Annotated in this window: 23 protein-coding genes and 2 pseudogenes; 9 read left to right on the top strand and 16 right to left on the bottom strand. The window is 58.2% G+C overall.

The genetic code is table 11. From position 1 onward, the window contains the following. Nucleotides 1-111: 111 nt before the first annotated feature. Together AB5K84_RS37000 and AB5K84_RS37005 are read right to left on the bottom strand one after the other, a co-directional pair. Nucleotides 112-498, bottom strand: coding sequence for an ectoine synthase (locus AB5K84_RS37000; protein ID WP_011084901.1), 387 nt, complete (start codon nucleotides 496-498; stop codon nucleotides 112-114). 732 nt (nucleotides 499-1230) lie between these two features. Beyond that, nucleotides 1231-1509 carry a hypothetical protein gene (locus AB5K84_RS37005; protein WP_011084900.1) on the bottom strand — a complete coding sequence of 93 codons (279 nt, stop codon included), beginning with the start codon at nucleotides 1507-1509 and terminating at the stop codon, nucleotides 1231-1233. A gap of 396 nt (nucleotides 1510-1905) precedes the next feature. On the opposite strand from AB5K84_RS37005, the gene AB5K84_RS37010 reads away from it, so the two are divergent. Continuing rightward, nucleotides 1906-2109 carry a hypothetical protein gene (locus AB5K84_RS37010; protein WP_014497760.1) on the top strand — a complete coding sequence of 68 codons (204 nt, stop codon included), beginning with the start codon at nucleotides 1906-1908 and terminating at the stop codon, nucleotides 2107-2109. 343 nt (nucleotides 2110-2452) lie between these two features. Here AB5K84_RS37010 and AB5K84_RS37015 read toward each other — a convergent pair whose 3' ends face one another. The 9 genes from AB5K84_RS37015 to bioB form a co-directional block, all read right to left on the bottom strand. Continuing rightward, nucleotides 2453-2653: a hypothetical protein gene (locus AB5K84_RS37015; protein ID WP_014497761.1), complete on the bottom strand. Its 201-nt coding sequence runs from the start codon at nucleotides 2651-2653 to the stop codon at nucleotides 2453-2455. A gap of 668 nt (nucleotides 2654-3321) precedes the next feature. Beyond that, the gene (locus AB5K84_RS37020; RefSeq protein WP_011084898.1) at nucleotides 3322-3681 is read right to left on the bottom strand and encodes a hypothetical protein; all 360 of its coding nucleotides are present in this window, start codon (nucleotides 3679-3681) and stop codon (nucleotides 3322-3324) included. Between the two features lie 12 nt (nucleotides 3682-3693). After that, nucleotides 3694-4545 (bottom strand): pantoate--beta-alanine ligase, encoded by an 852-nt coding sequence (gene panC / locus AB5K84_RS37025; protein WP_011084897.1) that lies wholly within the window; start codon nucleotides 4543-4545, stop codon nucleotides 3694-3696. Between the two features lie 3 nt (nucleotides 4546-4548). Beyond that, nucleotides 4549-5427, bottom strand: a complete 879-nt coding sequence (gene panB, locus AB5K84_RS37030) for a 3-methyl-2-oxobutanoate hydroxymethyltransferase (RefSeq protein ID WP_028153345.1) — start codon at nucleotides 5425-5427, stop codon at nucleotides 4549-4551. A gap of 1246 nt (nucleotides 5428-6673) precedes the next feature. Continuing rightward, the gene (locus tag AB5K84_RS37035; RefSeq protein WP_011084894.1) at nucleotides 6674-7939 is read right to left on the bottom strand and encodes an adenosylmethionine--8-amino-7-oxononanoate transaminase; all 1266 of its coding nucleotides are present in this window, start codon (nucleotides 7937-7939) and stop codon (nucleotides 6674-6676) included. Next, a complete protein-coding gene (gene bioD / locus AB5K84_RS37040) occupies nucleotides 7936-8571 on the bottom strand; it encodes a dethiobiotin synthase (RefSeq protein WP_011084893.1) in 636 nt (211 codons plus the stop codon). Before bioD ends, AB5K84_RS37035 begins: the two co-directional genes overlap by 4 nt. Further along, entirely contained in the window at nucleotides 8568-9722 is a 1155-nt protein-coding gene (locus tag AB5K84_RS37045) for an 8-amino-7-oxononanoate synthase (protein WP_011084892.1), read from the bottom strand. The genes bioD and AB5K84_RS37045 overlap by 4 nt, the downstream gene beginning before the upstream one ends. A 76-nt stretch (nucleotides 9723-9798) precedes the next feature. Beyond that, nucleotides 9799-10152 carry an aspartate 1-decarboxylase gene (gene panD, locus AB5K84_RS37050; protein WP_011084891.1) on the bottom strand — a complete coding sequence of 118 codons (354 nt, stop codon included), beginning with the start codon at nucleotides 10150-10152 and terminating at the stop codon, nucleotides 9799-9801. 49 nt (nucleotides 10153-10201) lie between these two features. After that, nucleotides 10202-11197, bottom strand: coding sequence for a biotin synthase BioB (gene bioB, locus AB5K84_RS37055; protein ID WP_011084890.1), 996 nt, complete (start codon nucleotides 11195-11197; stop codon nucleotides 10202-10204). Between the two features lie 114 nt (nucleotides 11198-11311). Here bioB and AB5K84_RS37060 point away from each other — a divergent pair, with 114 nt between their 5' ends. The 4 genes from AB5K84_RS37060 to AB5K84_RS37075 all read left to right on the top strand — a co-directional run bounded on the left by AB5K84_RS37060 (nucleotide 11312) and on the right by AB5K84_RS37075 (nucleotide 14541). Further along, the gene (locus AB5K84_RS37060; RefSeq protein WP_011084889.1) at nucleotides 11312-11947 is read left to right on the top strand and encodes a GntR family transcriptional regulator; all 636 of its coding nucleotides are present in this window, start codon (nucleotides 11312-11314) and stop codon (nucleotides 11945-11947) included. A 135-nt stretch (nucleotides 11948-12082) separates the two neighbouring features. Then, nucleotides 12083-12400, top strand: coding sequence for a Dabb family protein (locus AB5K84_RS37065; RefSeq protein WP_011084888.1), 318 nt, complete (start codon nucleotides 12083-12085; stop codon nucleotides 12398-12400). 153 nt (nucleotides 12401-12553) lie between these two features. Beyond that, nucleotides 12554-13948 (top strand): aminodeoxychorismate synthase component I, encoded by a 1395-nt coding sequence (pabB, locus tag AB5K84_RS37070; RefSeq protein ID WP_028144144.1) that lies wholly within the window; start codon nucleotides 12554-12556, stop codon nucleotides 13946-13948. Beyond that, nucleotides 13945-14541: an anthranilate synthase component II gene (locus AB5K84_RS37075; protein WP_014497769.1), complete on the top strand. Its 597-nt coding sequence runs from the start codon at nucleotides 13945-13947 to the stop codon at nucleotides 14539-14541. Before pabB ends, AB5K84_RS37075 begins: the two co-directional genes overlap by 4 nt. A gap of 670 nt (nucleotides 14542-15211) precedes the next feature. Here AB5K84_RS37075 and AB5K84_RS37080 read toward each other — a convergent pair. Together AB5K84_RS37080 and AB5K84_RS37085 are read right to left on the bottom strand one after the other, a co-directional pair. Then, nucleotides 15212-15685, bottom strand: coding sequence for a hypothetical protein (locus tag AB5K84_RS37080; RefSeq protein WP_011084884.1), 474 nt, complete (start codon nucleotides 15683-15685; stop codon nucleotides 15212-15214). Between the two features lie 53 nt (nucleotides 15686-15738). Further along, nucleotides 15739-15969 (bottom strand): annotated as a pseudogene (locus tag AB5K84_RS37085) (transposase); the annotation flags it as partial. Nucleotides 15970-16429: 460 nt separating this feature from the next. Between AB5K84_RS37085 and AB5K84_RS37090 the strand changes: the two are divergent. From AB5K84_RS37090 to AB5K84_RS37105, 4 genes and pseudogenes are all read left to right on the top strand, one after another. Then, nucleotides 16430-19108, top strand: coding sequence for a DUF5695 domain-containing protein (locus AB5K84_RS37090; RefSeq protein ID WP_245450483.1), 2679 nt, complete (start codon nucleotides 16430-16432; stop codon nucleotides 19106-19108). Nucleotides 19109-19145: 37 nt separating this feature from the next. Next, a pseudogene (locus AB5K84_RS37095) lies at nucleotides 19146-19289 on the top strand (IS91 family transposase); the annotation flags it as partial. 936 nt (nucleotides 19290-20225) lie between these two features. Continuing rightward, entirely contained in the window at nucleotides 20226-21479 is a 1254-nt protein-coding gene (locus tag AB5K84_RS37100; protein WP_011084880.1) for an outer membrane protein, read from the top strand. Nucleotides 21480-21587: 108 nt separating this feature from the next. After that, on the top strand, nucleotides 21588-21923 hold the full coding sequence (locus AB5K84_RS37105; protein ID WP_014497773.1) for a hypothetical protein: 336 nt from the start codon (nucleotides 21588-21590) through the stop codon (nucleotides 21921-21923). 157 nt (nucleotides 21924-22080) lie between these two features. On the opposite strand, the gene AB5K84_RS37110 is transcribed toward AB5K84_RS37105, so the two are convergent. Genes AB5K84_RS37110 through AB5K84_RS37120 form a run of 3 tightly spaced genes read right to left on the bottom strand, consistent with a single transcriptional unit; the run spans nucleotide 22081 to nucleotide 25570 of the window. Further along, complete coding sequence (locus AB5K84_RS37110; protein ID WP_011084879.1) at nucleotides 22081-23418, bottom strand: glutamine synthetase; 1338 nt, start codon at nucleotides 23416-23418, stop codon at nucleotides 22081-22083. Next, nucleotides 23418-24704 carry an ATP-grasp domain-containing protein gene (locus AB5K84_RS37115; RefSeq protein WP_011084878.1) on the bottom strand — a complete coding sequence of 429 codons (1287 nt, stop codon included), beginning with the start codon at nucleotides 24702-24704 and terminating at the stop codon, nucleotides 23418-23420. The genes AB5K84_RS37110 and AB5K84_RS37115 overlap by 1 nt, the downstream gene beginning before the upstream one ends. Then, complete coding sequence (locus AB5K84_RS37120; RefSeq protein ID WP_223153700.1) at nucleotides 24701-25570, bottom strand: EamA family transporter; 870 nt, start codon at nucleotides 25568-25570, stop codon at nucleotides 24701-24703. Before AB5K84_RS37120 ends, AB5K84_RS37115 begins: the two co-directional genes overlap by 4 nt. Nucleotides 25571-25574: the final 4 nt, after the last annotated feature.

Here is a 25574-nt window from a genome sequence, read left to right on the forward strand (position 1 = left end):
GCATTTCGTAAAAAGTCCGCGCGTGCGGTACGAGCCAGTGCTGGATCGCTCGAGTAAATGTTTCTCGCAATTAGCGGCAGTTCATATTGGATTGGCGTTTCTTCGCATCGCTCAATATGTGGAGCCTGCCGGGTCGTCCAGCTTGTGGCGCTCGGTTCCGGTGAGGGGCGGGTTGAAGATGCTAACGAGGATCATGTCCTTGTCCGGTCCCCCGCGCAGGAGATGCTTGTCATGCTTGTCAAGCACATACATGTCGCCTCGGCGAATAGGAAAGACATTGCCGTCCATGTCCTCGACCTCGCCCTCTCCACCGATGCAGAAGCAGGCTTCGAGATGATTCCGGTATTGCAGAAGAGAAACGGTGTTAGCGCGCACGATGGTGTGGCAGATGCTAAAACCCATGCCGTCCTTATCCGTCAGAAGGCGGTGGCTCGTACTATTGCCCCAATCGACGAAGTGATCGGTTGCTTCAATGTCGTGCAGACTACGCACAATCATGGTGTTGCCCGATTCTGATTGATCCAAAAGCTGGAGGCCGTTGTTCTGCTCCGGAACGGCGCCTTCCCTGTCGCGCGGCCGACTGCGGTCTCCGTCGAAACAACCGACCGTCGGCCGCGGAGAACCTGGGCAGTAGTCCTACGGGATCGGCTACACGCAAAAGGCCTGCCATTTGCCCGACGGCGACTAGTAAAAATATCGGTACGAGGGTATTTCGCAGCCGATGGGCGCGTACCAACTTGATGTACCACGTCTCGGGCGGTACCGCCGCTTGCCTGTGTATTCACCAGAATGCTGCTGGAGATACTGCCGCCGACATAAACTGTCTCCACTCGCAGATTTGGCAAGTCGTTTCCTTCCTTGCTGTGCCTCTCGCCGCGAATACGGTTCCGCAGCGTTTCAGCCAGCAGAGCAAATCTCATGCCGTGGTCGCAGACCGATGAACGATGAAGTTGTGGCTGTCTCAGCTGGCTAGTGAGAACGATTTGGCTAGGCGTGTAGCCAATCTAACAAACTGCCGAGATATGGCCGAGTACAAACAAGTCCTGAGCGAGAACCGGTCGAACAGTGGTGCTTTTTAATCCGCTGGTGAAGAGGTCCCGGATTGAAGTCAGTGATGCTGCTCGAAAGTGTTTGGCGATCGGACTCGACAAAGCCCGCCGCGATCAGAACCCGCAAATTAGGTACAGCCCGCGGTACAGAGCGGTTTTTGAGGATGCGCAGCTGGGAGGGTCAGCCGTGGGGTCCCACCGCGCCTCGGATCAGGCCGCCCGGAACGCGCGCGTCGTTCGCGGCTCCGCGACTAGTTTGCCGGCATGTCCGCCCCTTCCGGAGGCTAAACGCGAGCGGGAAGGTCTCGGCTGAAAGGAACTCCAGCGCGGTCTGCTCTTCGGTGAGGCGTTTTTCGATGAACTGACGTTCGACATCCGACAGGTTCGACTTCAGCAGGCGACGATAGCGGTGGATGTTTGTGCGGTGAGCACGAATGCGGGCCAAATATTCATCGAGCATCCTGGACGCTCCTGAGGTCGTCGCAATCTCTACGAAGAGATATTCAGGCGAGCATGTCGTCGATCAACGCGCCACCCGCCATCGCATCTCGGAAGCCGTTCGGCGGGCAGATAAGGACAATGGCAGTTCGTGACAACACTCCTTCCGCTAGCGTAGCATTTCCATCGCCACGACCCGCAGCGTTCTTGGCTCACCATACGCCGTCTTTCTGCTCGGCTAGTCGCTCAAACAGAGCTGGGCGCTTGGAAGGCGCAAGGAATAGTCGGTCACGCTCCCGGCGCCGGACGCTTGTCGCTAACAAGCTCGCCCGTCAGTATTCTCTTCCGAGGAGCTGAACATCGTTTGCCGATGTGCTATACGCATCTTCGTTGAGAACAGCTTTGTTTGAGAGTTTCGATGTCTCTTTCGATTGGACTGATTGTCGACGGCTATGTGAAACTAAACAACCGCAGCGCGCTGGAGAACCTTCTGGCGCATCGGCGGGAGTTGCTGCAGCAGTTGAACTGCGTTACCGGCATTGATCCGAAGCCAGCGATCGCTCAGGTCAGTCAAGACATCACAGTGATCGAAAGGGCACTTGCGGCGCTCACACAGGAGTAAACAGCAACGGCGCACCGGCTCGCGTGAGTTGACGGCGCTCCGGCGCCGAACACTGACTTCGCCCCCGTTTCCGGACGAAGGTTATTGGAGCGTCGCCTCACCGGCATCGTGGCGCGCAAGGGTGCGCGCCAAGGCTTGGATGCGGCGTCTGCTGTGCGAGCTGCTCTCTCGTTTCAAGGATCGGCCGGGCACCGAGCAGCGCGCCAACCGATTCACATCAGATAACGCCGCGTCTTGGGTGACGTTAGGCCACCATCGATTTGCGACCACGATACACTCTGCGAGCTGGATCTTCAGCACTGTGACTTGGAAATTCACCTCAATGACAAGCCATGTCCTAGATCTATCGCCACATCGTTGGTGCTCTGGAAAGAGCTTCCTGACCGATCTGTTTAAGCAGATCGGGGCGCGTCTCACCTCTGGTGGCGGCCTCCAGGATTCTGGAGGCAACGTAGGCGCGGACGCCGGCGTCATACGGTGGGACGCTCACGCAAACCTCATCCAGGATCGTGCGCAGAAGCGTGATCGTGCCAACGTCCAGCATTGAGAGATCTCCCTCATACCATCGGGGAAGATAATGGGCATTTGCTGGACCGCAACTCAAGTACATCGGAGCGCATGAGCCTCCGCGACTGCCGGTCGGCCGATTTCCAGCGCGGTGCAATGTCCAGCACCTCTGCGATCGCTGATCCATTGCGGCAGCTCGCTTGATCGGCCTGCGTTTGTCTTCTCGTCGGCCGTCTGGGCCTAGCAGACAAGCTTGCTAGAGCTCAGAGGCCAATGTGAGCTCCCTGCGATCATGCTCTGCGATGATGTACAGCATGCTCGGCCATCTATTGCGCGCCGGACTGACTGGGCGGCTGCCGCAGGCCAATGCTCGCACGGTGCTAGCTCGTTGCCGAGCCTCATCAGGTTCAATTGCGGCCAGAGGATTTGCCGTTTATCGCGCCTGCTGCGCTTCGGCATACCTGCCCCGATGGAGTTGGTAGAAATAGCTTGCCACTGCTCCGATGTCGTTTCACAAGACGGCACCTATCGGCTCCAAACCCGAGCGCCTGGCATCCTACACTGTAGAGGGACATCGCGACCAATTCTTGCGGTGAAGCATATCTTTGCGTCAAAAACCAGCGCCCGCCCGACGTCTGGCGACGAAATCGGGCCAGGATCCGGCGCCCGCGCTTCACTGCCCCCTTGACTCGCCCCTGGCCGCTCTTAGGGAGCTTCGGCTTTTTGCAGCTTGACGAGGTCGTCTGCGCCATCGTGAAGTAATTTCATGGTCATGGGCGCGTGGTTGTTGATCCATAATCGCACGTATTGGCAGCACACGATTTTGAGCGAATCTCCTTTGGCGATGCCCGCTTGCAGGCGGATGATCTCGGCAGCGTGGAGCGGCCCCGCCTCGCTCCACCCCGTCAGCGGCAGAGCCAATCTCCAACCGACATCATGAGCTCGAGCGTGGGGGAGTTGTTCAGCACGCAAAGGGCAGTTCCGGATCGTCTTCGAGAGTTCTTCCAGGATGTTGAGGATTTCAGGGCCAGCCCATCCGGTTCGACTGCTCCTGAGCGCAATCACTTGCGGATCTCGCTACGATGGCGACCAGGACAGGACTACATTGTCGATCAACCGCGTGGAGCCGACGTACGCTGCGACACAGAGCACCGCCGGATAGCGCAGAGGGCTGTCAGCAATCCTTAGAGTCCCAGGGTCGACAAGCTCAAGGTACTGTAGTCGATCGACCCTTTCCAAATGCCTTCTTGCAAGCGCAATCAGCGTTGCGGCGTCGCGTTCCCCTGAGGCAAACTCATGCGCTGCGGCGAACAAGCCACGGCTGATCGCCAAGCTCCGATCACGTTCTTCCGGGCAGAGATAACGGTTGCGACTGCTCATTGCCAGCCCATCTGGCTCCCGCACGGTTGGCACAGTGACAATCTCGATCGGAAGATTCAGATCAACCGTCATGCGGCGTATTACCGCGCATTGCTGAAAATCCTTCTGTCCAAAGTACGCGACGTCCGGCTGCACCATGTTGAATAGCTTGCAGACGACGGTCGCTACACCACGAAAATGTCCAGGCCTGAAAGCTCCGCAGAGCGGCTTTGCGAGTTCGCCCGGCTCGACAAAGCTCTCAAATTGAGCCGGATAGATCTCCTCTGCACTTGGCGCGAAGATGATGGAGACCCCGGCACTGCCGCATAACGCTTCATCGCGCGCGAAGTCGCGGGGGTACCTGCTGAGATCCTCATTTGGGCCGAACTGAGTGGGGTTGACGAAGATGCTAACGACAGTGACGTCGCAGTGTTCCCGGCTGGCCGAGATCAAGGCCAGGTGGCCGTCGTGCAAGTATCCCATCGTCGGAACGAATCCGATGCGCTTTTCGGCATTGCGAACGTCTGCAAGGGCGCGACGCAGCTCAGCCACCTTCGTAATTACTTTCATTTCTTACCTTGAGGTTGAACTGGAGGGCACCCAGTTGGCGACGGCATGCCGAAGCTGATCAGGAAGCCGATAGCACTCCTCTGAGCCCGGGAACGCCCCTTTGCGGATATCGGCAGCCCAGCGCGACAGCGCCTCCTGGAACAACTGGAATCCATTTGTATAGGCACGAACGAATTTGGGGCGATGGCCTTCGGTTAGCCCCAAGACATCATGAAACACGAGCACTTGGCCCGAGCAATCGGCTCCTGCTCCGATCCCGATGGTGGGTATCGTGAGAGATTCGGTCGCTCGCGCCGCGAGCTCGGCAGGAATGCCCTCCAGGACAAGCGCGAAGCAACCGGCTTCCTGCAGACGGTGCGCGTCATCGAGCAACCGCAAGGCGGTATCTGTTGTCCTTCCCTGCACTTTGAATCCACCCATGACGTTGACGCTCTGCGGGGTCAGACCGAGATGTCCCATCACAGGAATGTCGCAATCGACCAAGGCGCGTACCATCTCGATGCGTTTGGCACCACCCTCGAGTTTCACAGCATCGGCGCCACGCTGTAAAAAACCTCCTGCATTGCGAATCGTATCCTCAGAACCGACATGAAAGCTGAGAAAGGGCATGTCGGCCACAAGCAAGGCATGAGGCCTCGTGCGCGCAACAGCCTCCAGGTGATGATTCATCATGGCCACGCTGACGGGCAGCGTGTTGTCGAATCCCAGGCAGACGTTTCCAACGCTATCGCCGACCAGGATGATATCGACAATGGGATCCGCGATGCGCGCCGCAACCGCATCGTAGGCGGTGGTCATCACGACACGCCGTCCTTTATCCTTCCACTGCTGCAGTGCCGGAATCGTGACACGCTCTAGAGGCTGCTCTGAACTGTGGCTCATATTGAATCCGCTCCGCACACACCGTCGGCGCTTCCTAGAGAACGCGGGAGAAACCTGTCAATGGCATGGAGGATGGAGATCCCAGTTGTCTAGAACTGGGGAACAGCGCAAAAACAGTCCAATGGTCGCGCAACCATGAGACAAGACCTTCCTCATCCATTTCACCACCCGATGGCTCGTCTTCACGTGCAGTTTCAGCGGCTATGCCAGCCGCGCCCTCAATCGAGGAGCGGCGCTCGCGACGAGCCACCATCTGCACGCGTTTCTGGGCTGATTGCAGTCTCTCCAAACGGTGACGGCGACCGGACCGAGCGCAGATGCGCGCAGTGGGGACTTCGTCTTTAGGGCACATCTCCGTGTCTGCCCGCTAGGGGGACTCGTGAGACTCCTGCTTCGGCGCCTGCGCACCGAGCAAAGCAAACGGATGGCAGGCCAGGAACGTCCAAAGGTGACAGGCCGCCGTAAGCGCAGCGAGAGTCGCGGTCGAGTAGATGTCGTCGCGAACGCGCTCAGACCGCGCCAGCCTGCTGGCCCTGTAGGCCGTGAAGTCGATTATTTTTGCCGATGTTTCTGTCACTTGATTTCCACGTGCTCTAGAGGGCCACTCGAATTCTCTGACCAGGGCCGTACCGGCACAACTCAGTCCATTCCTAAGCCGCTCGAAGCCAACGAAGCCATTTCTGATCGGCCTCCCGCCGCGCCTTGAAGCGGTTGACGCATCTCTTCGAGCAAAGAGCCGTTCGCCAGCAGTAATGGCGGATCAGCCCAAACTTTCCGCCGCATATCGCGCAGCAAGTGGCTGAATGGTCGAGGGAATTACGGAAGCCAATGTGCATTCTCGCCTCCTGTCAGACATTTACCTAGGAAGCCCCGCTGCCCTCTGACCACAGCACCACGCGCGCACCGAAGGTGCGGCCCGCCCGGCGGTCCGTCTTCCTGGTTGTTGCAGCCATCAAGAGCCTTGACTCTGATGTGCGGCTGCCTCGCGAAGCAGTACTTTCCGCAGATAGCCTCGCCGAGAATTTGGTCAAGATAATTGATTTCTCTATCGTGATTTACGCAATTCGCTCGACATTTCGGTCAAATGCTGCGCCTTGCATGACTAGCCCGCAGAATTACTGCGGCAGTTGGATCGGGAGCGCTTAAGTTGGGGGCTGCATCCTCGTTGCACTATCAAAAGCAGCAATACGGGCACTTTCCCTTCCAAGATCCTGTCACTGCAGACGATCGCACAGTCTCGTGCATCTCACATCAGCAAGTCAGCAGCGTCGCGGATGGCAGTATAGATTTCATCAAGATCGGCCGCCGTAACGCAGTAAGGCGGCATCACGTAGATCGTGTTACCGAGTGGGCGTAACAGCAGATCCCGCGCTTGGAAGAAAGCCAAAAGCCTCGGACCGATGTCCGCCAGATAGCCAGCATCGCGCGTGTTGAGTTCAACCGCTGTGACTGTTCCTGTGCGCCGCACGTTTGCGAACCGTGAATCGAGGCGGAACGGCGCGAGTGCCTGTTCTTGCATCCTCGCCAAGGATGCCAGCCGCCAGCGATACTCCTGATCCTGCCATAGGTCCAGATTAGCCTTGGCGGCGGCACAGGCCACTGGATTGGCCGTATATGAGCTCGAATGAAAAAACGTACGCGTGCGATCTTCAGAATAATGCGCATCGAAAATATCGGCACGACACAGTGTGACGGCGAGCGGCAGCGCCCCAGCCGTGAGGCCTTTCGAATAGCAAGCAATATCGGGCGTGACATCGGCCTGCTCACACGCAAACAAGGTACCCGTCCGGCCCCAGCCTGTCATGACCTCGTCCGCAATGAACAGGACGTCAAAGGCTTCGCAAATCCGCTTCATCTCTCTTAGCACCGAGGGCGAATACATCAGCATTCCACCGGCACCCAATATCAGGGGCTCCACGATAAAGGCTGCGGGATGTTCGTTTCGACACGCGTTTTCAAGCGCATCGAGAGCTCTTTGCTCACAATCTCTTGCCGGGAACGGAATCGAGGTCACCTCGAACATCAGCGCCCCGTAGGCCGCATTGAAGATGCCTCGGCTACCTACCGACATCGCCCCGATCGTGTCGCCATGGTACGAGTGCTGCATCACCACAATTTTGGTTCGCTCTCTTCCGGTATTGCGCCAGTAGCCGAGCGCCATTTTCAGCGCGACTTCGACGCTGGTGGACCCGCTATCGGAGAAGAACACATGTTCGAGCGCTGGGGAGGTGACCTTCAATAGTTCCGTCGCAACCTGCTCAGCCGGGTCGTGAGTGTATCCGGCGAAGATGACCTGGTTGAGCTTGCCTGCCTGTTCTCGGATCGCGTTCACGATGCATGGATGGCAATGGCCGTGGGTCACGACCCACCAGGAGGAGATTGCATCGATAAGGCGTCGGCCATCTTCGGTGTAGAGATAGGCCCCTTCTCCCCGGACCACCTTCGTCATATCCCGCTGTAGAGCATGCTGCGTGAACGGATGCCAGATCGGCGACCTCTTAGCTGTCTTCATAGGTTCAGGAAATCGCTGCTAACAAAGGAGTCTTTGAAAGCGGCCTGCAGCCTATCGTTTGTGAGGGGAACAAGCCACGGGAGCCGTCCCAACCAACGCACTCTCCCGATCTCGCAAACCGCGCTTTCAGTTTCGGCGTTTCTTTCGCCAATGAACGCAATCCCAAGGATTCGAATCTGACGCTTCCGCAGAGCCTCTATGGAGAGCAGGGAGTGATTGATTGTGCCCAGTCCCGTCCTTGCGCAAAGCACGACGGGAAGCTGCCAGCGCTCGAAGATGTCGATGTAAAGCGTGCGCGCTGTCAGCGGCACCATGAGTCCGCCGGCGCCTTCGATCACGAGTCGCCGCTCGCCGCTGTCCGGCAGTCCAAGCGTCTCTGTATCTATGCGAACGCCGTCGATCTCCGCTGAGTGATGGGGCGACGCGGGCGTCCGAAGTCGATAGAGCTCCGGGACAATCCGATCGGACGAGAGGCCACCGAGGCGGCGGATGCACTCGGAGTCGATCTCTTGTTCGAGTCCAGCCTGGACCGGCTTCCAGTAATTCGCGCCGAGAAGCCCGGCGAGCCCTGCGGAGAATACCGTTTTGCCGACCCCGGTGTCCGTACCAGTCACGACGATCCGTTTATTCATCGAAACGAGCCCCTCGTCACCTCAACCAGCGCATCGAGCATCGCGCGCACGTCCGCTTCGCCAACATTGAGTGTCAACGAAATTCGCAAGCGGGCGGTGCCTGCAGGGACGGTTGGCGGCCGAATTCCGCGGATATCGAAGCCGCGCGCCTGCAGAGCAGAGGCAAGTCGCATTGCATGAGCATTGTCACCTACGATGTAGGGCACGATCTGAGAGGTCGATGGTGTGCGCAAACCAAGCGAGGTGATCTGCCGATGCGCGAACGCAACGAGTTTGGCCAGCCGTTGCTGCCGCTCCGGCTCTTTCTGCAGGGTGAGGAGTGCCTCTCGAACGGCAACGGCCATCAATGGTGATGGGGCGGTGGCAAAAATAAACGGACGGCAGCGGTTGACCATGAAATCGCGCAAGATGCCGGAGGCCGTAACAAGTGCACCCGCCGCACCGAGCGCTTTGCCGCAGGTATGAACGACGATGAGATTTTCGCGCTTGTCATAAGGGGCCGTGAGCCCTCGTCCTTGATGCCCGTAAGCGCCTGTGGCATGTGCCTCGTCCACGATCAGAAACGCGTCTTGGCGATCGGCGATTGCCACTAGCTCTTCGAGTGGAGCGAAGTCGCCATCCATACTGTAGAGACTTTCGGCCACAATCCACACGCGGCCCGCTCCACCTTTGTTTCGCCAGGCGCGAATTGCGTCTTCGACTGACTGGGGATCATTGTGCGCGTGAATTCGACACTCTGCGCGACCGGCCCGCGCCCCCTCGTGAATACTGGCGTGCACGAGCGAATCGAGAACGAGCAGATCGCCGCGCTGCGGGAGCGTTGTCAGGAGGGCAAAATTTGCGATGTAGCCGCCTCCAAAGAAAAGCGCTGCCTCCGCGCCAAAGAACTGAGCCGCTTCTGTTTCGAGCCGTTCATGCTCCTCGCAATTGCCGCGCAGAAGCCGCGACCCGCCGGCTCCAACCGGAGTGCCCGCCTCGAGCGCGGCGACCATCGCCTTTTTGATGCGCGAGGCGTTCCCGAGCGCCAGATAGTCGTTCGATGCGAAATCGATCCCCACGCGCGGCTTGAGGCAGCGCAGCCGTTTATCTTCGTTCAAGGCATTCAACGCTGCGACGTAGGGACTAAGTCTTGCTGTCTGGATCGACCGCATTCATCACTCCGAGGATCGCATCAAATCACGCAAAAGATGCGTTGGCCGTTTAAGAAGGAAGGATGGCCCGTTAGGTTCAACTTGCCAGGATGCGATTATCTCGGTCCACACGCACAACGTGTGGCTTGAACTTCTTTGCTTCGGCCTCATCGAATGAGGCATATGCAACGATAATGATCTTGTCTCCGGGCATCACCAGTCGGGCAGCCGCACCGTTCAGGCTCATCGTACCAGACATCGGCGGCGCCTCGATCACGTAGGTGGCAAAGCGCGTCCCTGTTTCTACATTGTAGATTTCGACGCGCTCGTTGATCACCATTCCTGCTGCCTCCAGGAGCGTACGATCTATCGAGATCGAGCCTTCATAGTGCAGATCAGCTTCGGTCACTGAGGCGCGATGGATTTTGCCCTTCATCAAAGTTATCTGCATTTCTCACCTAGGCTGGTGTAGGGGCAACATATTGGGCGCGCTGCTTCCGTCAGGCGAGCCCGGACGTGATGCCGAGCCGGGCCAGCAGATCCGCGTCGCGATCAACTTTCGGGTTATTGGTGGTCAAGAGCACGTCGCCGACGAAGATTGAATTTGCGCCGGCCAAGAAGCAAAGCGCCTGCAATTCATCGGTCATGTATTGCCGCCCGGCGGACAAGCGAACCACACTCCTCGGCATCATGACCCGCGCGGTCGCCAGCAGCCGGACCAGCGCGATCGGATCGGGAGGCTCCGCGGTGTCTTCCACCGGTACGCCCTCAATCTTGTTCCACAGGTTGATCGGCACGCTTTCGGGATAGTTGGGAAGATTGGCGAGCAACACGAGCATACCTAGGCGGTCCTCGACGCGCTCGCCCATGCCGATAATCCCGCCGCAGCAGATCTTGATGCCGGCATCGCGCACATGCGCCAGCGTATCGATGCGGTCCTGGAGGCTGCGGGTGGTGATGATCTTGCTGTAAAACTCGGGCGATGTGTCGACGTTGTGATTGTAGAAGTCAAGGCCGGCCTCGGCGAGGCGCGCGGCATGCTTCGGTGTCAGCGTGCCGAGCGTGACACACGTTTCCATGCCGAGACCTTTGACCGCGTTGACCATGTCGCAGACGGAATCAAGATCGCGATCTTTTGGCGTGCGCCAGGCCGCGGCCATGCAGAAGCGCGTAGCGCCGGCATCCTTCGCGCGCTGTGCGGTCGCAACCACATCGGCGCAACGCATCAGACGGGTCGCTTTCAGGCCGGTCGCGTAATGCGCGCTTTGCGAGCAGTAGCCGCAGTCCTCCGGACAGCCGCCGGTCTTGATGCTGAGCAGGCTCGCAGTTTCGACGTGGTTTGGATCGAAGTTCTTGCGATGAGCGCGCTGCGCCTGAAGCATCAGGTCGGCAAAAGGAAGGTCGTAGAGCGCCTTAGCCTCTTCGACGTTCCAATGATTACGAACCTGCGCCCCGTTGCTAGCTTTCTTTCGTTGGACTTGCACAGCAGCATCCATAACCCAATCTCGCTCAGTTGTAGATAATCGCGTGAATTATCTATAGTCATCGCCCTCGAAGAGATGCTAATCGAGCTGCCTCGCAAATGCACCGATTATTGCGGTAGATAATCTATGATCACTGCTGACAACATGACGATGGTCGCGCGCATCGCGGACTCAATCGCTGAGCGCATTATCAGCGGCGCCTTAGCGCCAGGCGCACCACTCCGTCAGGATCACGTTGCACGAGAATTCAATTCCAGCCACGTCCCCGTGCGCGAGGCCTTTCGGCACCTGCAGGCACAACATCTTGTTGTCGCTGTGCCGCGTCGCGGTGTTCGGGTTGCCCCGCTCGATACCCGTTCAGTGAAGGAGATCGCCGAAATGCGCGCCGCGCTCGAGGTGGTGGCATTGCGCCATTCGGGGCCAAGACTGACAACAGCTCATTTGGCTCAAATCGAGCTCGCCCTAATCGAAGGAGACAATGCAAAGACGATCGAGGAGTTTGAGATGGCCAACCGCGCCTTTCACCAAGCCTTGGTCGCGCCGTGCGGAATGCCGCGTCTGCTCGCGAGCCTCGATGGATTGCAGCTTGCCAATTCTCGATTGGTGTTCGCGATGGCGCGATCGGTGGGCTGGCGACCGCGCTCCAATCAAGATCACCGCCTGATTCTGCAAGCCCTGCGAACGCGCAACGTCGATCACGCCTGTAACCTGCTCACGCGGCACATTCAAACCATTGAGCGACTTGCCCTTCCGGCGTCCTGAGCAAATCTGGCAAGCTCCATTGCAGATCGCCGACGGTTGCAAGCGACGATCATGCGGCAAGCGACTAGCCTCATTGCAACCGAATCTATTCCCAGATAGTTATGGCACCCGCTAGCGACATCTCCACGGACGGCCATGATTCGTCACATCGTTTTCTTCAGCGCCAAGGACGAGGCGCATATCCACCAGATCATCGAAGGTCTTTCGCTTCTCAGCACGATACCGCATGCGCGCCGGCTTGAGGTTGCCCGTAACCGCAAGACCGATCAGCTCGGCAACGATATCGACATCGTGGTCTATGGTGAGTTCGACAGCGAGACAGAGCTCGCAGCGTACAAAGCGCACGATCTCTACCAGGAATCGATTAAACGGGTCCGACCGCTCCGCGAGCTGCGGTTCGCGGCCGACTACGATGTATCAACAGATACCCCTTTCGCCTCCACGGCAGGATGATCCTGGTGCTGTCGCAGCAAAAAGTCCGCCGCCGGCGTAACTTGGCAATGGGCCTCATGTTTCGGCCCAGCACAGATAAGAGTCATTCTCATCGGTGGGGCAACAGATGGAACGGCACTTTCACGACGTCAGCCGCCTGTGACCGATAACCCGATGTACGTTCGCGAGTTGCAGTGGGTTGAACCTGTCACAGCGATGCGACGTCTTGGGCATCGATCGCATCTCACGTTTCTCGATAGCGCAGCAAGGCACGAGCTGCTTGGGCGCTACTCATATCTAACGTGCGACCCCTTCAGCACCTACAGGGTCGCGAACGGCCAAGCCAGTTGGAACGGACTGACTCTCGAGGCCGATCCATGGAAGGTCCTTCGCACGCTACTCGCGAAGTACCCGCAAGAGCATCGTCCCGATCTCCCGCCATTCCAGGGAGGAGCGGCAGGCTACCTTGCCTACGACATGAACAGGACATTGGAGCGATTGTCTGCCCCGCCAATTGCCGGTCTGGGTTTGCCCCAATCCATCCTGCATTTCTATGACGTGGTCATCAGCTTCGACCACCGGGATAACAAATGCTGGATCGTCTCGACCGGATGGCCGGAGCAGGATCGCGTGCGACGGAGCGAACGAGCGCTTCGTCGAGCCGACGAGTTTGCAGCATTGCTTGCCGGTCCAAACGCGCCACAGAAGGGTTGTCCCAGCAAAGCGGGCGCGTGGCGCTCGAACTTCAGCCGCGACGGCTACATTGCGGCGGTACAACGCGTGATCGACTTGATTCTCGCGGGTGACGTGTTCCAGACAAATATTGCGCAGCGTTTCAGCACCCGCCTGTCGACCTCGTTTGATCCGCTCGCCTTCTATTGCCAGCTACGATCATTGAATCCGGCGCCTTTTGCGGCCCTGCTGCGATGGGGAAAGCTGACCATCGCATCAAGTTCGCCGGAACGATTCCTGAAACTTGAGGGGCGACAAGTCGAGACACGCCCCATCAAGGGCACGATAGCGCGTTCGCCTGATCCCAAGGAAGACCACCGCCGTGCGGCTGCTCTCCTCGCTTCCGAAAAGGATCAGGCCGAGAACACGATGATTGTCGACCTTTTGCGTAACGATCTGTCACGCGTTTGCACTGCGCATTCGGTCGGGGTTCCGGCCCTATGCAATCTCGAGTCCTATGCCTCGGTGCACCATCTCGTGTCGATCGTTACGGGGAAACTTGCCGGAGACGAAGACGCCGTTAGCCTGCTCCGCGCTTGCTTTCCCGGCGGCTCCATTACGGGAGCGCCAAAGCCGCGGTCGATGGAAATTATTACAGAAATCGAGCGCATAGCGCGAGAGGTCTATTGTGGGGCGATCGGCTTCATCGGCTTCAACGGGCACATGGACACCAGTATTGCGATCCGCACTGTCACGATCGACGGCGACCTGGCTGTGTTTCATGCGGGCAGCGGTATAACGGCCCTGTCGAAGCCCGAGGCCGAATACGAGGAAACGCTCACCAAGGCAGAGCGAATCTTTGATGCATTTGGTACTGAACCAGCTGGTGCATTTTGATTGTCATCGTCGATAATTACGATTCCTTCGTGTTCAATATTGCCCGCTATTTCCACAAGCTCAGTGAAGCAACGGAAGTGATCCGAAACGACGCTATCAGCATCAGCGAGCTCGTTGGTCTCAACCCGCGCGCGGTGGTCATATCGCCCGGCCCCTGCACCCCAACTGAGGCAGGAATATCGACAGCAGTGGTTCGCGAACTTTCAGGACGCGTACCAATTCTCGGCATCTGCCTTGGACATCAGTGTATTGCAAGCGTTTTCGGAGGACGGGTGGCGCGTGCGCGTCGGCCCATGCACGGTCGGCGCTCATACGTTGCGCATGACGGCCGAGGGTTATTCAAGGGACTGCCAACCCCGCTTGACGTCGGACGCTACCATTCTCTTATCGTCGCGCTTGATCAGTCATGTGCGCAGAACCTCGTAGTGACAGCGCGTTCGGAGGAAGGCGAGATCATGGCCCTCACGCACGGCTATTATCCCACCTATGGGGTCCAGTTCCATCCCGAGTCGATACTTACCTCACAGGGGCACGTCCTGCTTAAGAACTTCTTGCGACTCGCACAGGATTTCCGAAACCGCGCGGAGCAATGAGAGGCTCGGCCTGCCAATCAAGATGGTGGACCGTCGGTTTTCGACGTGGTTGGAAGGCGAAGCCTCATATGGCAGGCATTTTGTGGTAATCCGCGCTGTTCCGTGCTTGGCTCTGCAGTCAGCGGCCCGCCTCCGACGGAAACCAGCCCCTGCGGTTTCGAGGGCCGGACGTCTCTCTTGGCCGGCTTGGATGTGGTGCGCGCGGGGGGCAAAGAAGCAGCAGGAGCAGGAGAAGCAACAGGCGCCGGATTCTGCAGCCCCTCGATTCTTTGGGTCAGGGTTGCGATCTGATCCGAGATCCGCCTTAGCTCGGCTTGCTGCGCATCGACGTTGCGATTGAGCTCGGCAATTTCATCGGCTGTCTTCTGCTGCCCTGATTGGATCCATAAAAGGACGTCCCTATGCTCAGGTGACAAGCAAAGCGCGCGAGGCACGACTTCGTGCGCCGGCGGCGCCTCGCAAACGTTTCGATATTCGTCAAAAAATAGGCTCCTCCGGCGCCCGGTTCGCCGCGCTTGTTAGAATCTCTTGTATTTTCTCGGCAACATTTGTTCTTTCTGGAAAGGGAATCAAGTCCTTCACTCATTCACTAAACACATTACTTTGGTCCGCTATTTGACTACGCGTTCTTGTCATTTCGCGATAAACCTTCCTTCTCTTTTTGTATCTTTCAACAATATTGCTCTGCTCCGCCGTCTTTAGCCCTCACTGAAGTACGCGCGGTAGTCTCGATGCGCGGCGAATTCGCATGGTCCTGAGCGCAGAAGGGACAGATCTCAGTCTCTTCGCCCTCGATGCGATGCATACCATCGCCCACCCAGCGTTCGTCTGCCTCGCCGATCGCAGCGAAATGTCGTTGCACTTGTGCAACGGCGAGAGCTTCCAGGTCCGGAAGATTTCGGCCCAAGAGAGTGTTGATTTCGACGACATCGAAATGTCGGCAGGCCCATCTCGTGAAAGTCGTGGTGACGTCGCAAAGCATCAGACGATTGCGCGGCAGAGAGCGCGCGCTGCCTCCGCAACCGCATCGGCAATATTTGGTGATTTCCTTGAGGGCACAGAAGTCGTCGACGCTCAGCCTGCCTCGCGCTGGTGCCGGAATGGCGCCCTCGCGAGCGCGGAGCTCACGATTAATGTTCCTCATGTCCCAAGCTGGCCTACATCCAGTCCTTCCGACGCACTACAAATCACAAAATTTACTTGCTGACCCAACCAGTCGCCTTGACCGGCAAAATGTAACAACGACTGGTGTTGCGCTGCTCTCCGTTCAGGAGCCGTGATGGCGGCCATCGGCTCGACACTCTTGCGATCGCAAGGCATCATCAGACCGGCGGAGTAATCGCGAAGCGGTTTGGCTCGGCCTCCGTCCCCGATCACGCTCGTAAAACCCTCAACATACGCCGAAAACCTCGACGCGACGTCCCCCATTTTACCCGACCCATCTCAGCCTCTCCGCACGCCGAATAGATGAGTCTTCTCAAAAATAGGAATCTTCTCGGTAAAAGCCGCGACACTCTGATTAAGTAAGACTACGCAGTAGTGAGCAGGCAGTGGAAGCCGCGCAATGTCGAGGGGCGGCGCTCGGCCGAATGCCTCAGGCGCGCCGTGAACTTTGTCATCGACCGGGTCTTTGCCATTGGCAACTAGGCCCAAGAGCAGCTTGGCCTCCTTGCGAGCAAGCTCTGGTGTCCAAGGGCACCGTGAGGACCGATGGTGACGAAGCGGTGGCAACCGAACGCTGGGTACTTGAGAACGTATGTCGCTTTGTCGCGTTGACGTTTACGGCGGGAAACGGCACGCCTTGATCATCCGTATGGAGCGATCCCGGATACGGTTGATGACGAAGTCTAAAGCCATGTCTAAAGCCTGGACGTATACGCGTCGTACGATGCTGTTGGGCAGTAGCTTCTTGGGTAGCGCGTTTTTCGGGGGCGTTACGCTGCCTACACCCAATCGGCCGCAGCGCAAGGTTGCCATGGTGTTGAAGGCGGTCGACTCTCCCTTCGTCGTTGGGTGCACACAAGACGGCATTACCTCCTTGCGTTATCGTAACGATGCGTATGACACGGATTATGTTCTGCCTGGAGCCGTGCTGGGGACGGCTCACGCTAGAGTTCGGCGTGCCGGATCCGAGTGGCATACGCTTCGAACCGGCGTTGATGCAACGAAGCCGATGCATAGCGCGGCCCTTGAACTAGCAGCCCGCGATGCCGGCGTCCTTCTCACGACCCGCCTCGCAGTCGACGAGGCTGGATTGACGTGGGAGATCATGCTGCGGAACGACGGCATGGCGAGCGTGGAGGTTGGCGACCTCTATTTTCCCATGCCGATGAACACCGAATTTCCGGCAGGGCAACCGGCATCGGTGGCTGTTTTGAAGCACAGCTTCGTCTCGGGGCATGGATCGCACATCTTCTGGATTCGCGGCAACAGCACCGGCCCCTTCCTCATGCTCTTACCGGAAGCGGACACGTCACTGGAATATTGGGATGTCCACAAGGATTCGGCCGAAGCCAGTGGGACGTGGTGCGCCTACATCTTGGGCGGAGCGGCCGCCGGCGAGGCAGTGGCGGCGGGGACTCGCTGGCGACAGCCGACGCATTCCCTGTCCCTGTCGCCGGCCGAGCAACGGCGTTACCGTCTCCGCTTCCAATGGGTTGCCAATTACGAGTCGGCGCGCAGGGCTATCGCGGACGCCGGTCTGGTGGACGTGGAAGTGATGCCGGGCATGACGGTTCCCAATGACCTGCATGTCGACATCGCGCTCGCGTCCTCCATTCCGGTGGAGCGAATCGAAGCGGAATTTACCGGCGACACGGTGGTGCAACGGTTGCCGGATCGGGCTGGCAGGCGCCTGTGGCGGGTTCGCTTTTCGCGATTGGGCGAGAACCGGCTGACCCTGCACCAGCCGGGTGCGCGCCAGACATTTCTTGAATTCTCCGCTACCGAGCCCGTCGAGACGATGATGAAGAAGCGCGCAACCTTCATCGTGAAGCGGCAGCATCGTGACCCGTCCAAATGGTACGACGGTTTGTTTGGCGAGTGGAATATGGAGACGCAGGTCCTGCTTGGCCCGGACAATTACGACCGGATCAAGGGTTGGCGCATCTACGAGGTGACGTGTGATGATCCCGGGCTGAGCAAGCCCGCTTACCTCGCGACCAAGAATGCCGAGCATCCTGATGTGGCGGAAGTGGCGGCGCTGGATCGGTATATAGACACGTTCGTCTGGGGCGGGCTGCAACGTACCACACAGGAGGCATACGCCTACGGCCTCTACGGCATACCCGATTGGAAGCAGAACAGGGAAAGCAGCGATCCCGGCCCGAAGGGTCGCCTGCATATCTGGCGGCCTTATGACTATCCGCACATCTTCGCGATGTATTTGGCCATGCACCGCATCGCGCGTGACCATCCCGCGATACCCACCCGCCAGAGCGCACGAGATTATTTGGTACGCGCCTACGGTACGGCGCTGGCCATGTTCACGGTGCCGATGCGCGTGGTGATGTGGTCTGCCTACCGCACCGGCTTCTACAACGAATGTGTGATCCCCGAACTGGTTTCGGCGCTCACGACGGCGGGCTTGACGCGCGAGGCGGCGACGTTGGAGGCGCACTGGGCGCGTAAGGTGCGCGCCTTCGTCGATCCGAAGGCGGACCTGTTCAAGTCTGAATATCCGTTCGATTCCACAGCCTTCGAATCAACGCAGGCACTGGCGCGCTCGGCCCTTGACGACCCTGTCGCCATGGGGGTTTCGAAGGCGGCGGCGCGTGCCTTCTCGGAGCGTCAGATCGCTGCAAATCTGTTCTGCCGTGGCTGGCTGGAACCTGCTTATTACTATCTGGGCAGCGATTATCGCCACACTGCGGGCGACGCCTATACGCTGACTTACATGGCGCAGATGGGTGGCTGGGCGCTGCTTGATCATGCGCTGAACGATGCAGACGACCCGCATCCGCTCCTTCGTCTCGGCTATGCCTCACAACTCAGCGCGTGGGCTTTGCTGAACAGCGGCCCTGCGTCGGCGGGTCATGGCTATTGGTATCCGGGCGAGGAGAATGACGGCGCGGCCGGTGGCGGCTTCGAGCCGGCGCCGAGCGGCACCACATGGCTCGGTCAGCCGCATCACCGTGGAACGTGGTATTACTCGTGCGAGATCGACCTGGGATTTTGTGGGGCGGTCCGCGCTGCTGCGACGATCGTTGCCGACGATCCCATCTTTGGGCAGGTTTGTCACGGTGGCATCATGGAGACGTTCGCTCACACCCTGCGTATCTGGCCACGTGATGGCGTGCGGCGACGGCTCAACGTGCGGCTCCAGTCTCTTCGATTGGACTTGGTGCTGCTCGACGCGCGATTCCGGGCGGATCGACCGATCATTCTGAATTTGGGGGCGGGGTGGATCAGCCTTACGCCTGAGCCCTTTGCCCCATCTGGATCGGGAGTGTCGTTCGAATTGCGGTACGATGACGGGAGAAAGCGCAAGGAAGTCATCGACATCACGGACAGCCAGCTCGTCGTCCGCTTGCCTGCGGCGCGCTTACCGCGGGTTCAGGTTCGCTAGACTCTAGTGTTGCCGATTATGGGGTGCGATCGGCACTTATGGCCTGCTGTTCCACGCGGCTTCCGAGCCGATGACGATCATCCCGGCAAATCCCGAGCATCTCGGCGCACGTATCCGCATCACCGCCGTGCTGCATACCTCGGGTTCAGCGCCCGTGGACGCTTTTCTCGCCGGAGGAGGCGCCGGATCTCCACGACCTGACCGGCGCTGCGTTAGCCCAACTATACGCGCTCTACGAGACGACGGCCGCGCAAGGCGATCTCCGCGTCAGCAAACAGGTCCGCGCGGTTCACTGGAATCACAGAACTTAAACTGAAAGTCGCTGACGAAGGATACCTCGCCAATATCGGTCCCGGTCGGCTTACGCGTTCGCGTGCCGCTTCTGGCGTTCTTAAACGATCGAAATTTACTGCTGCGCCCGCTTGGGGAATACGATCTACGTCGTGCCCCCGTCTTGCGTCACAGCGGCAGACCTCGACGAAATCTACACCGCAATAAATGATACAGCCGATGAGCTGGTATAGAGGGGCCGCAATCTATCCCCGAAAACACGCCAGTGCCGATACTCTGTGGAGTGACGCAGAACGTGTAATCGCCGGAGAGACCTGTGAGAGCCTCGATCCCAACCCGCAGGAGCAAGGATATCGTCTGAAGACTAGAGCGGCGTCAAATGAAGAGTGCTCTCGATGAGAGCGCTCGGGAGCACAGATCGATCTCAAATATCTTCGAAGCGACGAGCCCGTTCCGCACTGTCTTTCCACCTGTTGAGGCAGCAAGGCTTCCGGTAGCCAAAGTGAGACCGGCGCATCGTGCGCTTCGGCCCATGACACCGCGCTAGCCAAGTATTGGTGGGGCAGTGGCCGCGCGGCTGTCGGTATTGAGACAAATGTCAGCAGCTTGACGATACACGCCGCGACGAAGTGCCCGCAAAGCCTGCGAATTCACTTCGGCACGCGACTTGCTCTCTTTGCGGCATCATCACCAATCGCAGCGCGATGGTCTTCGGGACGGACTCGGCGCGTGTCGCTGTTAGCGTCTGCTCCGCCCCGACGGTTTGCTGCGGCGATAGCTTATGGACGCTCGGTTATGGACCGAGAAACTGCAGGGGACGTGTTGAATGCGACCTGGAGTTCTTCTTTTGGGAGCCACGACAATTGCGCTCGTCGCAAATGGTGCGGCGAATGCGGCAGACCTTGAGCCGGAAGTGAAACTGCCCGCGGCGGTGTGGAACTGGTCCGGAGGCTATATTGGTGGACACGTCGGCGGCGGGTACGGCCGAACCTCCTTCAGCAATCCCTACGGTCCGTCAATCTATGGCGGCATAGTCGATACGCCGACGTTCCTCGCAGGTGGCCAGATCGGCTACAATTGGCAGAAGAACGGCTGGGTGTTTGGCGTCGAACTCGATGTCAGCGGTGCTGTCTCAGACGGCACAAATACCTGCCTCGCGTCGTCCGGCTTTGTCGTGAGTGCAAACTGCAAGGCAGGTCCGAACATCTTTGCCACCGCGACCGGTCGTGTCGGTTACACGTTTGGCGCGTCGGGTGGCACGCTGGCCTATCTCAAGGGAGGTGCAGCTTGGCAAAACAATCAGGGCGACGTCATCAATAACCATGAAGGCGGACTCGTGCCACAGGAGAAAACCCATTTCGACTACGGTCGCATCGGTGGCATCATCGGGCTGGGCGTCGAGCAGGCGCTTACGCCCGCATGGTCGGTCGCAGCTGAGTATGACTATCTGAATTTCGGTGGCCCGAGTGTCGCGACACCTCCGACGGTGCAGGGTCCGCCGTTCGCAATTGTTCCGGCGAACACAACGAGCCCGTCCAGCAACTATCACATCGGAAAGATTGGATTGAATTACCATTTTGGCGCCGACCCGTGGACGGCGCAATGGTCCTATGTGCCGCAGTACGCGAAGGCTCCAGTCGGCGCGCCGCCGATTGCTTATTCAGATGGTTGGTCGTTCGAAGGCGGATCGCGGCTCTGGCTCAGCCGCGGACGATTCCAATGGGACCACAGTGTAGCGCCCTACTTGCCTCTAGACCCCAGCGTCCTTGTATCGAGGCTCACCTATCATGGCCTTGACGGACTTTCGGGAGAGCTATTTGGCCGTGTCGACAGCCCATCGGGAGTGTTCCTGAAGGGCAACATTGGCCTCGGGCGCTTCGATAAAGGAAACATAAACAATGAAGATTGGCTCGCCGATCGGGAACTCTCCTATATCAACAACGCATCACGGCAACGAAACGGACGGTTCACCTATTTTACCGCAGACTTAGGTTACGATTTCCTGCGCGGCGCCAACTACAAGGTCGGCGGATTTATCGGCTGGACCTACTACGAACAGAGTTCCGACTCCATCGGTTGAACGCAGATTGCCCACCCCCGCTACACTTGTCCGGCGAACCCAGACACTATCATCGGCAGCCAGAATACTCAGTGGAATGCACCTCGTGTCGGCCTAAGCGCCGAAACCATGCTCTCTGAGCGCTGGCGCTTAAACACCGATGTCGCCTACCTGTCCTGGACCGATTTCAAAGGGCGTGACCACCATCTCTTGCGCGACGAGACCACCTTCGATGAACAGCGGGGCAACGGTGGCGGCGGCGTCCAGGTTGAAGGCGTGCTGTCCTACTTCTTCACCAAGAACTTCAGCGTCGGCGTCGGCGGGCGCTACTGGTCCATGTGGACCAAAAAGCGGGGCGACTCTTTGTGCAGCAGCAGCGGCTGCGTCGGTGATCCGGCCATATTCGCGAAGTACAGCATGGAGCGCTGGGGTACGTTCTTTCAGGCCTCCTATAAGTTTGATTGAAAAGATCACACCTCAAACCAAGCGCCGGGCGTCTTCAACGCTACGAGTAACGCACATTTTCTCTGCATGAACTCCAACATTAGCGGCACAGACCCCCGCAGTAGCCCTGCCGGCACCGGCCAGAAGAATGATCTCCAGAACTGTCGAAGAGCCCAAGCTAAATGATCTCAAAGTATCTCCGACGTTCAAAGTCGGTGACCCGATGTTGAACGGCTTGCCACTCCCAATGGCGCGAGCAAGAAAACGCTCCAACAAACCTTTCTCCAAAGACATCACTGGCCGCTGCAGACTCTGCAAACCGAGATGTTGCCTCTGATAGGCTTTGAGGCAGTCTCGCGGACGGACGACACATTTCCACGCTTGCATCACCGACGATCGAAGCCGGTAGTGCCGGACCTGTCTCGACGCCCAATATTCCCGAACCAATCGCACATGCTAGCGCGAGATATGGGTTCGCGTCTGCGCCAGGCAGCCTATACTCCAGGCGATGGGCAGATGGCTCTCCCGGAATGGCGCGAACCGCGCAGGAGCGGTTGTCGACTCCCCAGCTTGGACAGATTGGTGCCCAGGAGCCAGGTACCAATCTCTTGTAGCTGTTGAAGTTTGGCGCAGCGAGCACACAGAACTCATTCATGTATTCTAGTTGTCCGGCGATAAATTGCCTCATAAGATCGGAGACGTTGCCGAACGCATCACCGTCGTAAAACGCATTTTGACTATCCGAGGACATGGAGATGTGAATATGGCCGGACTGGCCAGGCCATTTCTCGGAAACCTTGGCCATGAATGTAGCCATCATGCCTCGCGTTTGCGCCCAGGCTTTTATCATCGACTTGAATATGGTTGCTCGATCGGCGGCTTCCAGCGCATCACAATGACGAAGTGACGCTTCGACCACGCCAGGTCCCGTTTCAAAGTGTAGTCCGCTGAGAGGTATTCTAGCCTTCTCACAAAGCGCCAAGATCTCACCGAACAGCTCATGTTGCGCGATAGAGCGCGCAATCGAGTAGCCGAACGGGCCGCGAGTTAAAGGAGCCCATTCACCGAACGGCTTTTCTTCAATCGTGTCTGCGTTCTCCTTAAATAGTATAAACTCAAACTCAAACCCGGCAGTGCAGTCGTATCCGTGGTCAGCAGCCCTTCGTAGGACCTTACGCAGAACGCCGCGCGGGCAGATGTTCTCATGCGCGCCCGTGAACTCCGCGAGGTAGAGATATTGAGAGCCGAGATGAGACACCGAACGGCCGGTGCCTGATAGAATACGCAGGTCAGCATCTCCGAACGCTGATAGCGGCTTTTGCGTGAAACTCGCCGGAATGACCCGGTCCGTACAATCCCACGCCAGCACCGCTTCAGAGAACTTGATAACTTTATCTCCATCCGAGAGATCTTCACCTAAGACGTGTTTGCCTCGCAGAACGCCATCGAAGTCGCTGACGCCGACCATCGCCGCGCGGGCTGGATTCGCTCCGGTGAACCTGGGATCAGTTGGCATTAGTCGCGATCCTGCATCACTAAATCGAACACCTGGTCCATCCGCATTGCTCGCAACTTGCGATAGTCATTCTCAAGCGTAGTCAAGTCGCTATTCACGAGATAAACGATGCCCGGTGTCGACGCCAAGTCGATCGTGGGAACAAGCTCTTGACCAATCGGAACGAATGCAATGGCGTCTGCGAAGCTCGGCAGCTTGCGGATTGCTTCGAGTCCCGGGTAACCGGCGACGACACCGCCCATATCTGAGATCAACGAGACGCAAAGTGCGTGAGCCTGCCGCTTGTAGGGCCCGCGCAGCCTCATATATTCACCAAAGCCCTTGGGATCTGCGTAGCACCAGGCCGTCAGGGTCATATGGTTGTGCCCCAACGCCATCGTTCGTGCTTTTGCCGACATGGTCCCTTGAAGCCTCGCTCCGAAGTCAACCAGAACTGGTCCCCGATGATCGACGATGATCTCAGCATGAGCCGGTCCCTCGGCGATCTGAAGCGCCTGCAACGCTCGTTCCAGGTAGTCGGACAGCTCCTGAACGATTGGTTCGCTGCCGTCCAACAATCTCTCGAGTGAACAGACCGATGATGCTCGCTCGATAGGAACGGTGTCATACGTCCAGGCCTCCGTAACGAAGGCATTCCCGTGGATCGAGATGGCGTTTACGGTGTATTGTTGACCGTTTATTTTTTCCTGCCCGAGGGCAAAACGATTCAACGCTCCGACACGGTTGGTCTTCCCGACAATCGCGCTTAGTGCCCGCTGAATGTCAGCATCTGTCGTGCAAAAGAATACATCCTCGGTTCCCGTACTGTTCAGAGGTTTGATCACGATCTCGTCGAAGTTCGCTTCGCGCTTCCAGCTTGCGATTTCTACAGCATTGTCAGACACGACTTGTCTGATCGATCGCACACCGGCATAGGTCAGCGCGCAAGACAATCGCGCTTTGTCACGCCGAGCAGCCGATAGAGCGGTGCCGTTTGAAGGTAAGCCCAGCCGCTCCGACAACGAATCGGCGAGTTCGACTCCAGACTCGCAGCCGGCGATAACGAACTCAAATTCTCTGCCATGGAGGGCCTGAAGATGATATTCAACGATGTCGTCATACCCCATGCGCTCGCTGGGGCGAATGACTTCATCATACAGGTTAGCATCAAAGTGCGCTTGGAATATGGGTGGAATCTGTGCGGCCGACATCACATGCACGGTTCCAATGCCATAGCGCTTGAACTGTTCCGGTAGATATCGGCCGGTAGAGTATGCGTCTACGATTACACAATTCCGTTCTTTCATGCGGATCTCCGATACTGCAAGTAGATGTTGCTGACGGCGACAGCCGTAATGAGAATGTTTCCAAGGAACGTATGTGACGAAGGCACGATGCGAGAATCGAAGTACTGGAACAGGAAGGTGATGATAGGGGCGGTGGACAGGACCATGTTGACGGTGAAGGGCTCGACGTAACGAATGCCCTGCTGGATCAAGAGCAAAGGAACGATCATCGTCGAAACGCCAACTGCTGCGATCGCAAACCAATGCTGCGAGATCTCAGGCACGATGGATGAATAGTCCACCAGTCCCAGCAGCAAGATAATCGTTCCATAGAACCGATGCGCCAGCACTTGCCGGCCGGAAAACCCACGGTCGAAAAGCAGTTTGACAAGTACATTTGTGAGGGCGAGCGATAGGCCGGCCACGATGGCCAAGACTATTCCAAAGGACGATCGAGCCCCCCACTCCACGCCTGCGTTGCCGCTGGCCGAGATCCAAATCATGTAACTCGCGATCATCGCGATCGAAGCGCTGACGACGATGTCGGATGCTGGCGGAACTCCCTGGCGCCTGATCACGGCGTTTAGCCACACAGTTGCGGTGGGCCCCAACGCCACCATGAACGCGACGACGATCGCAGGTTCAACGTATTTCAAGCCGATAAATAGGCCGATCCAGCTGATTGCTGTCACGACGTTGAGTACGGCGAAGACCAAAAGGGACCGATTCCCCACTCCTGCCTTGCTTGTGTCGTGGCGCGCCAAGAGATTGAACGTCAGACAAACCACGGTAAATGACAGCAGGAGCGCGACGAACGCATCTGCTCGCTGAAAATACGCTGCGGCATAAACCTCGCCTGCCGCACTCACGAGGACATAGAGGGCCACAAAG

The organism is Bradyrhizobium sp. 1200_D9_N1_1 (assembly GCF_052075915.1).
GTDB lineage: Bacteria > Pseudomonadota > Alphaproteobacteria > Rhizobiales > Xanthobacteraceae > Bradyrhizobium > Bradyrhizobium diazoefficiens.

What these genes read in the sequence shown, in the direction of transcription:
- AB5K84_RS37000 (WP_011084901.1), bottom strand. Translation starts at nt 498, where the DNA reads ATGATTGTGCGTAGTCTGCACGACATTGAAGCAACCGATCACTTCGTC.
- AB5K84_RS37005 (WP_011084900.1), bottom strand. Translation starts at nt 1,509, where the DNA reads ATGCTCGATGAATATTTGGCCCGCATTCGTGCTCACCGCACAAACATC.
- AB5K84_RS37010 (WP_014497760.1), top strand. Translation starts at nt 1,906, where the DNA reads ATGTCTCTTTCGATTGGACTGATTGTCGACGGCTATGTGAAACTAAAC.
- AB5K84_RS37015 (WP_014497761.1), bottom strand. Translation starts at nt 2,653, where the DNA reads ATGCTGGACGTTGGCACGATCACGCTTCTGCGCACGATCCTGGATGAG.
- panC (WP_011084897.1), bottom strand. Translation starts at nt 4,545, where the DNA reads ATGAAAGTAATTACGAAGGTGGCTGAGCTGCGTCGCGCCCTTGCAGAC.
- panB (WP_028153345.1), bottom strand. Translation starts at nt 5,427, where the DNA reads ATGAGCCACAGTTCAGAGCAGCCTCTAGAGCGTGTCACGATTCCGGCA.
- AB5K84_RS37035 (WP_011084894.1), bottom strand. Translation starts at nt 7,939, where the DNA reads ATGAAGACAGCTAAGAGGTCGCCGATCTGGCATCCGTTCACGCAGCAT.
- bioD (WP_011084893.1), bottom strand. Translation starts at nt 8,571, where the DNA reads ATGAATAAACGGATCGTCGTGACTGGTACGGACACCGGGGTCGGCAAA.
- AB5K84_RS37045 (WP_011084892.1), bottom strand. Translation starts at nt 9,722, where the DNA reads ATGCGGTCGATCCAGACAGCAAGACTTAGTCCCTACGTCGCAGCGTTG.
- panD (WP_011084891.1), bottom strand. Translation starts at nt 10,152, where the DNA reads ATGCAGATAACTTTGATGAAGGGCAAAATCCATCGCGCCTCAGTGACC.
- bioB (WP_011084890.1), bottom strand. Translation starts at nt 11,197, where the DNA reads ATGGATGCTGCTGTGCAAGTCCAACGAAAGAAAGCTAGCAACGGGGCG.
- AB5K84_RS37060 (WP_011084889.1), top strand. Translation starts at nt 11,312, where the DNA reads ATGATCACTGCTGACAACATGACGATGGTCGCGCGCATCGCGGACTCA.
- AB5K84_RS37065 (WP_011084888.1), top strand. Translation starts at nt 12,083, where the DNA reads ATGATTCGTCACATCGTTTTCTTCAGCGCCAAGGACGAGGCGCATATC.
- pabB (WP_028144144.1), top strand. Translation starts at nt 12,554, where the DNA reads ATGTACGTTCGCGAGTTGCAGTGGGTTGAACCTGTCACAGCGATGCGA.
- AB5K84_RS37080 (WP_011084884.1), bottom strand. Translation starts at nt 15,685, where the DNA reads ATGAGGAACATTAATCGTGAGCTCCGCGCTCGCGAGGGCGCCATTCCG.
- AB5K84_RS37090 (WP_245450483.1), top strand. Translation starts at nt 16,430, where the DNA reads ATGCTGTTGGGCAGTAGCTTCTTGGGTAGCGCGTTTTTCGGGGGCGTT.
- AB5K84_RS37100 (WP_011084880.1), top strand. Translation starts at nt 20,226, where the DNA reads ATGCGACCTGGAGTTCTTCTTTTGGGAGCCACGACAATTGCGCTCGTC.
- AB5K84_RS37105 (WP_014497773.1), top strand. Translation starts at nt 21,588, where the DNA reads ATGCTCTCTGAGCGCTGGCGCTTAAACACCGATGTCGCCTACCTGTCC.
- AB5K84_RS37110 (WP_011084879.1), bottom strand. Translation starts at nt 23,418, where the DNA reads ATGCCAACTGATCCCAGGTTCACCGGAGCGAATCCAGCCCGCGCGGCG.
- AB5K84_RS37115 (WP_011084878.1), bottom strand. Translation starts at nt 24,704, where the DNA reads ATGAAAGAACGGAATTGTGTAATCGTAGACGCATACTCTACCGGCCGA.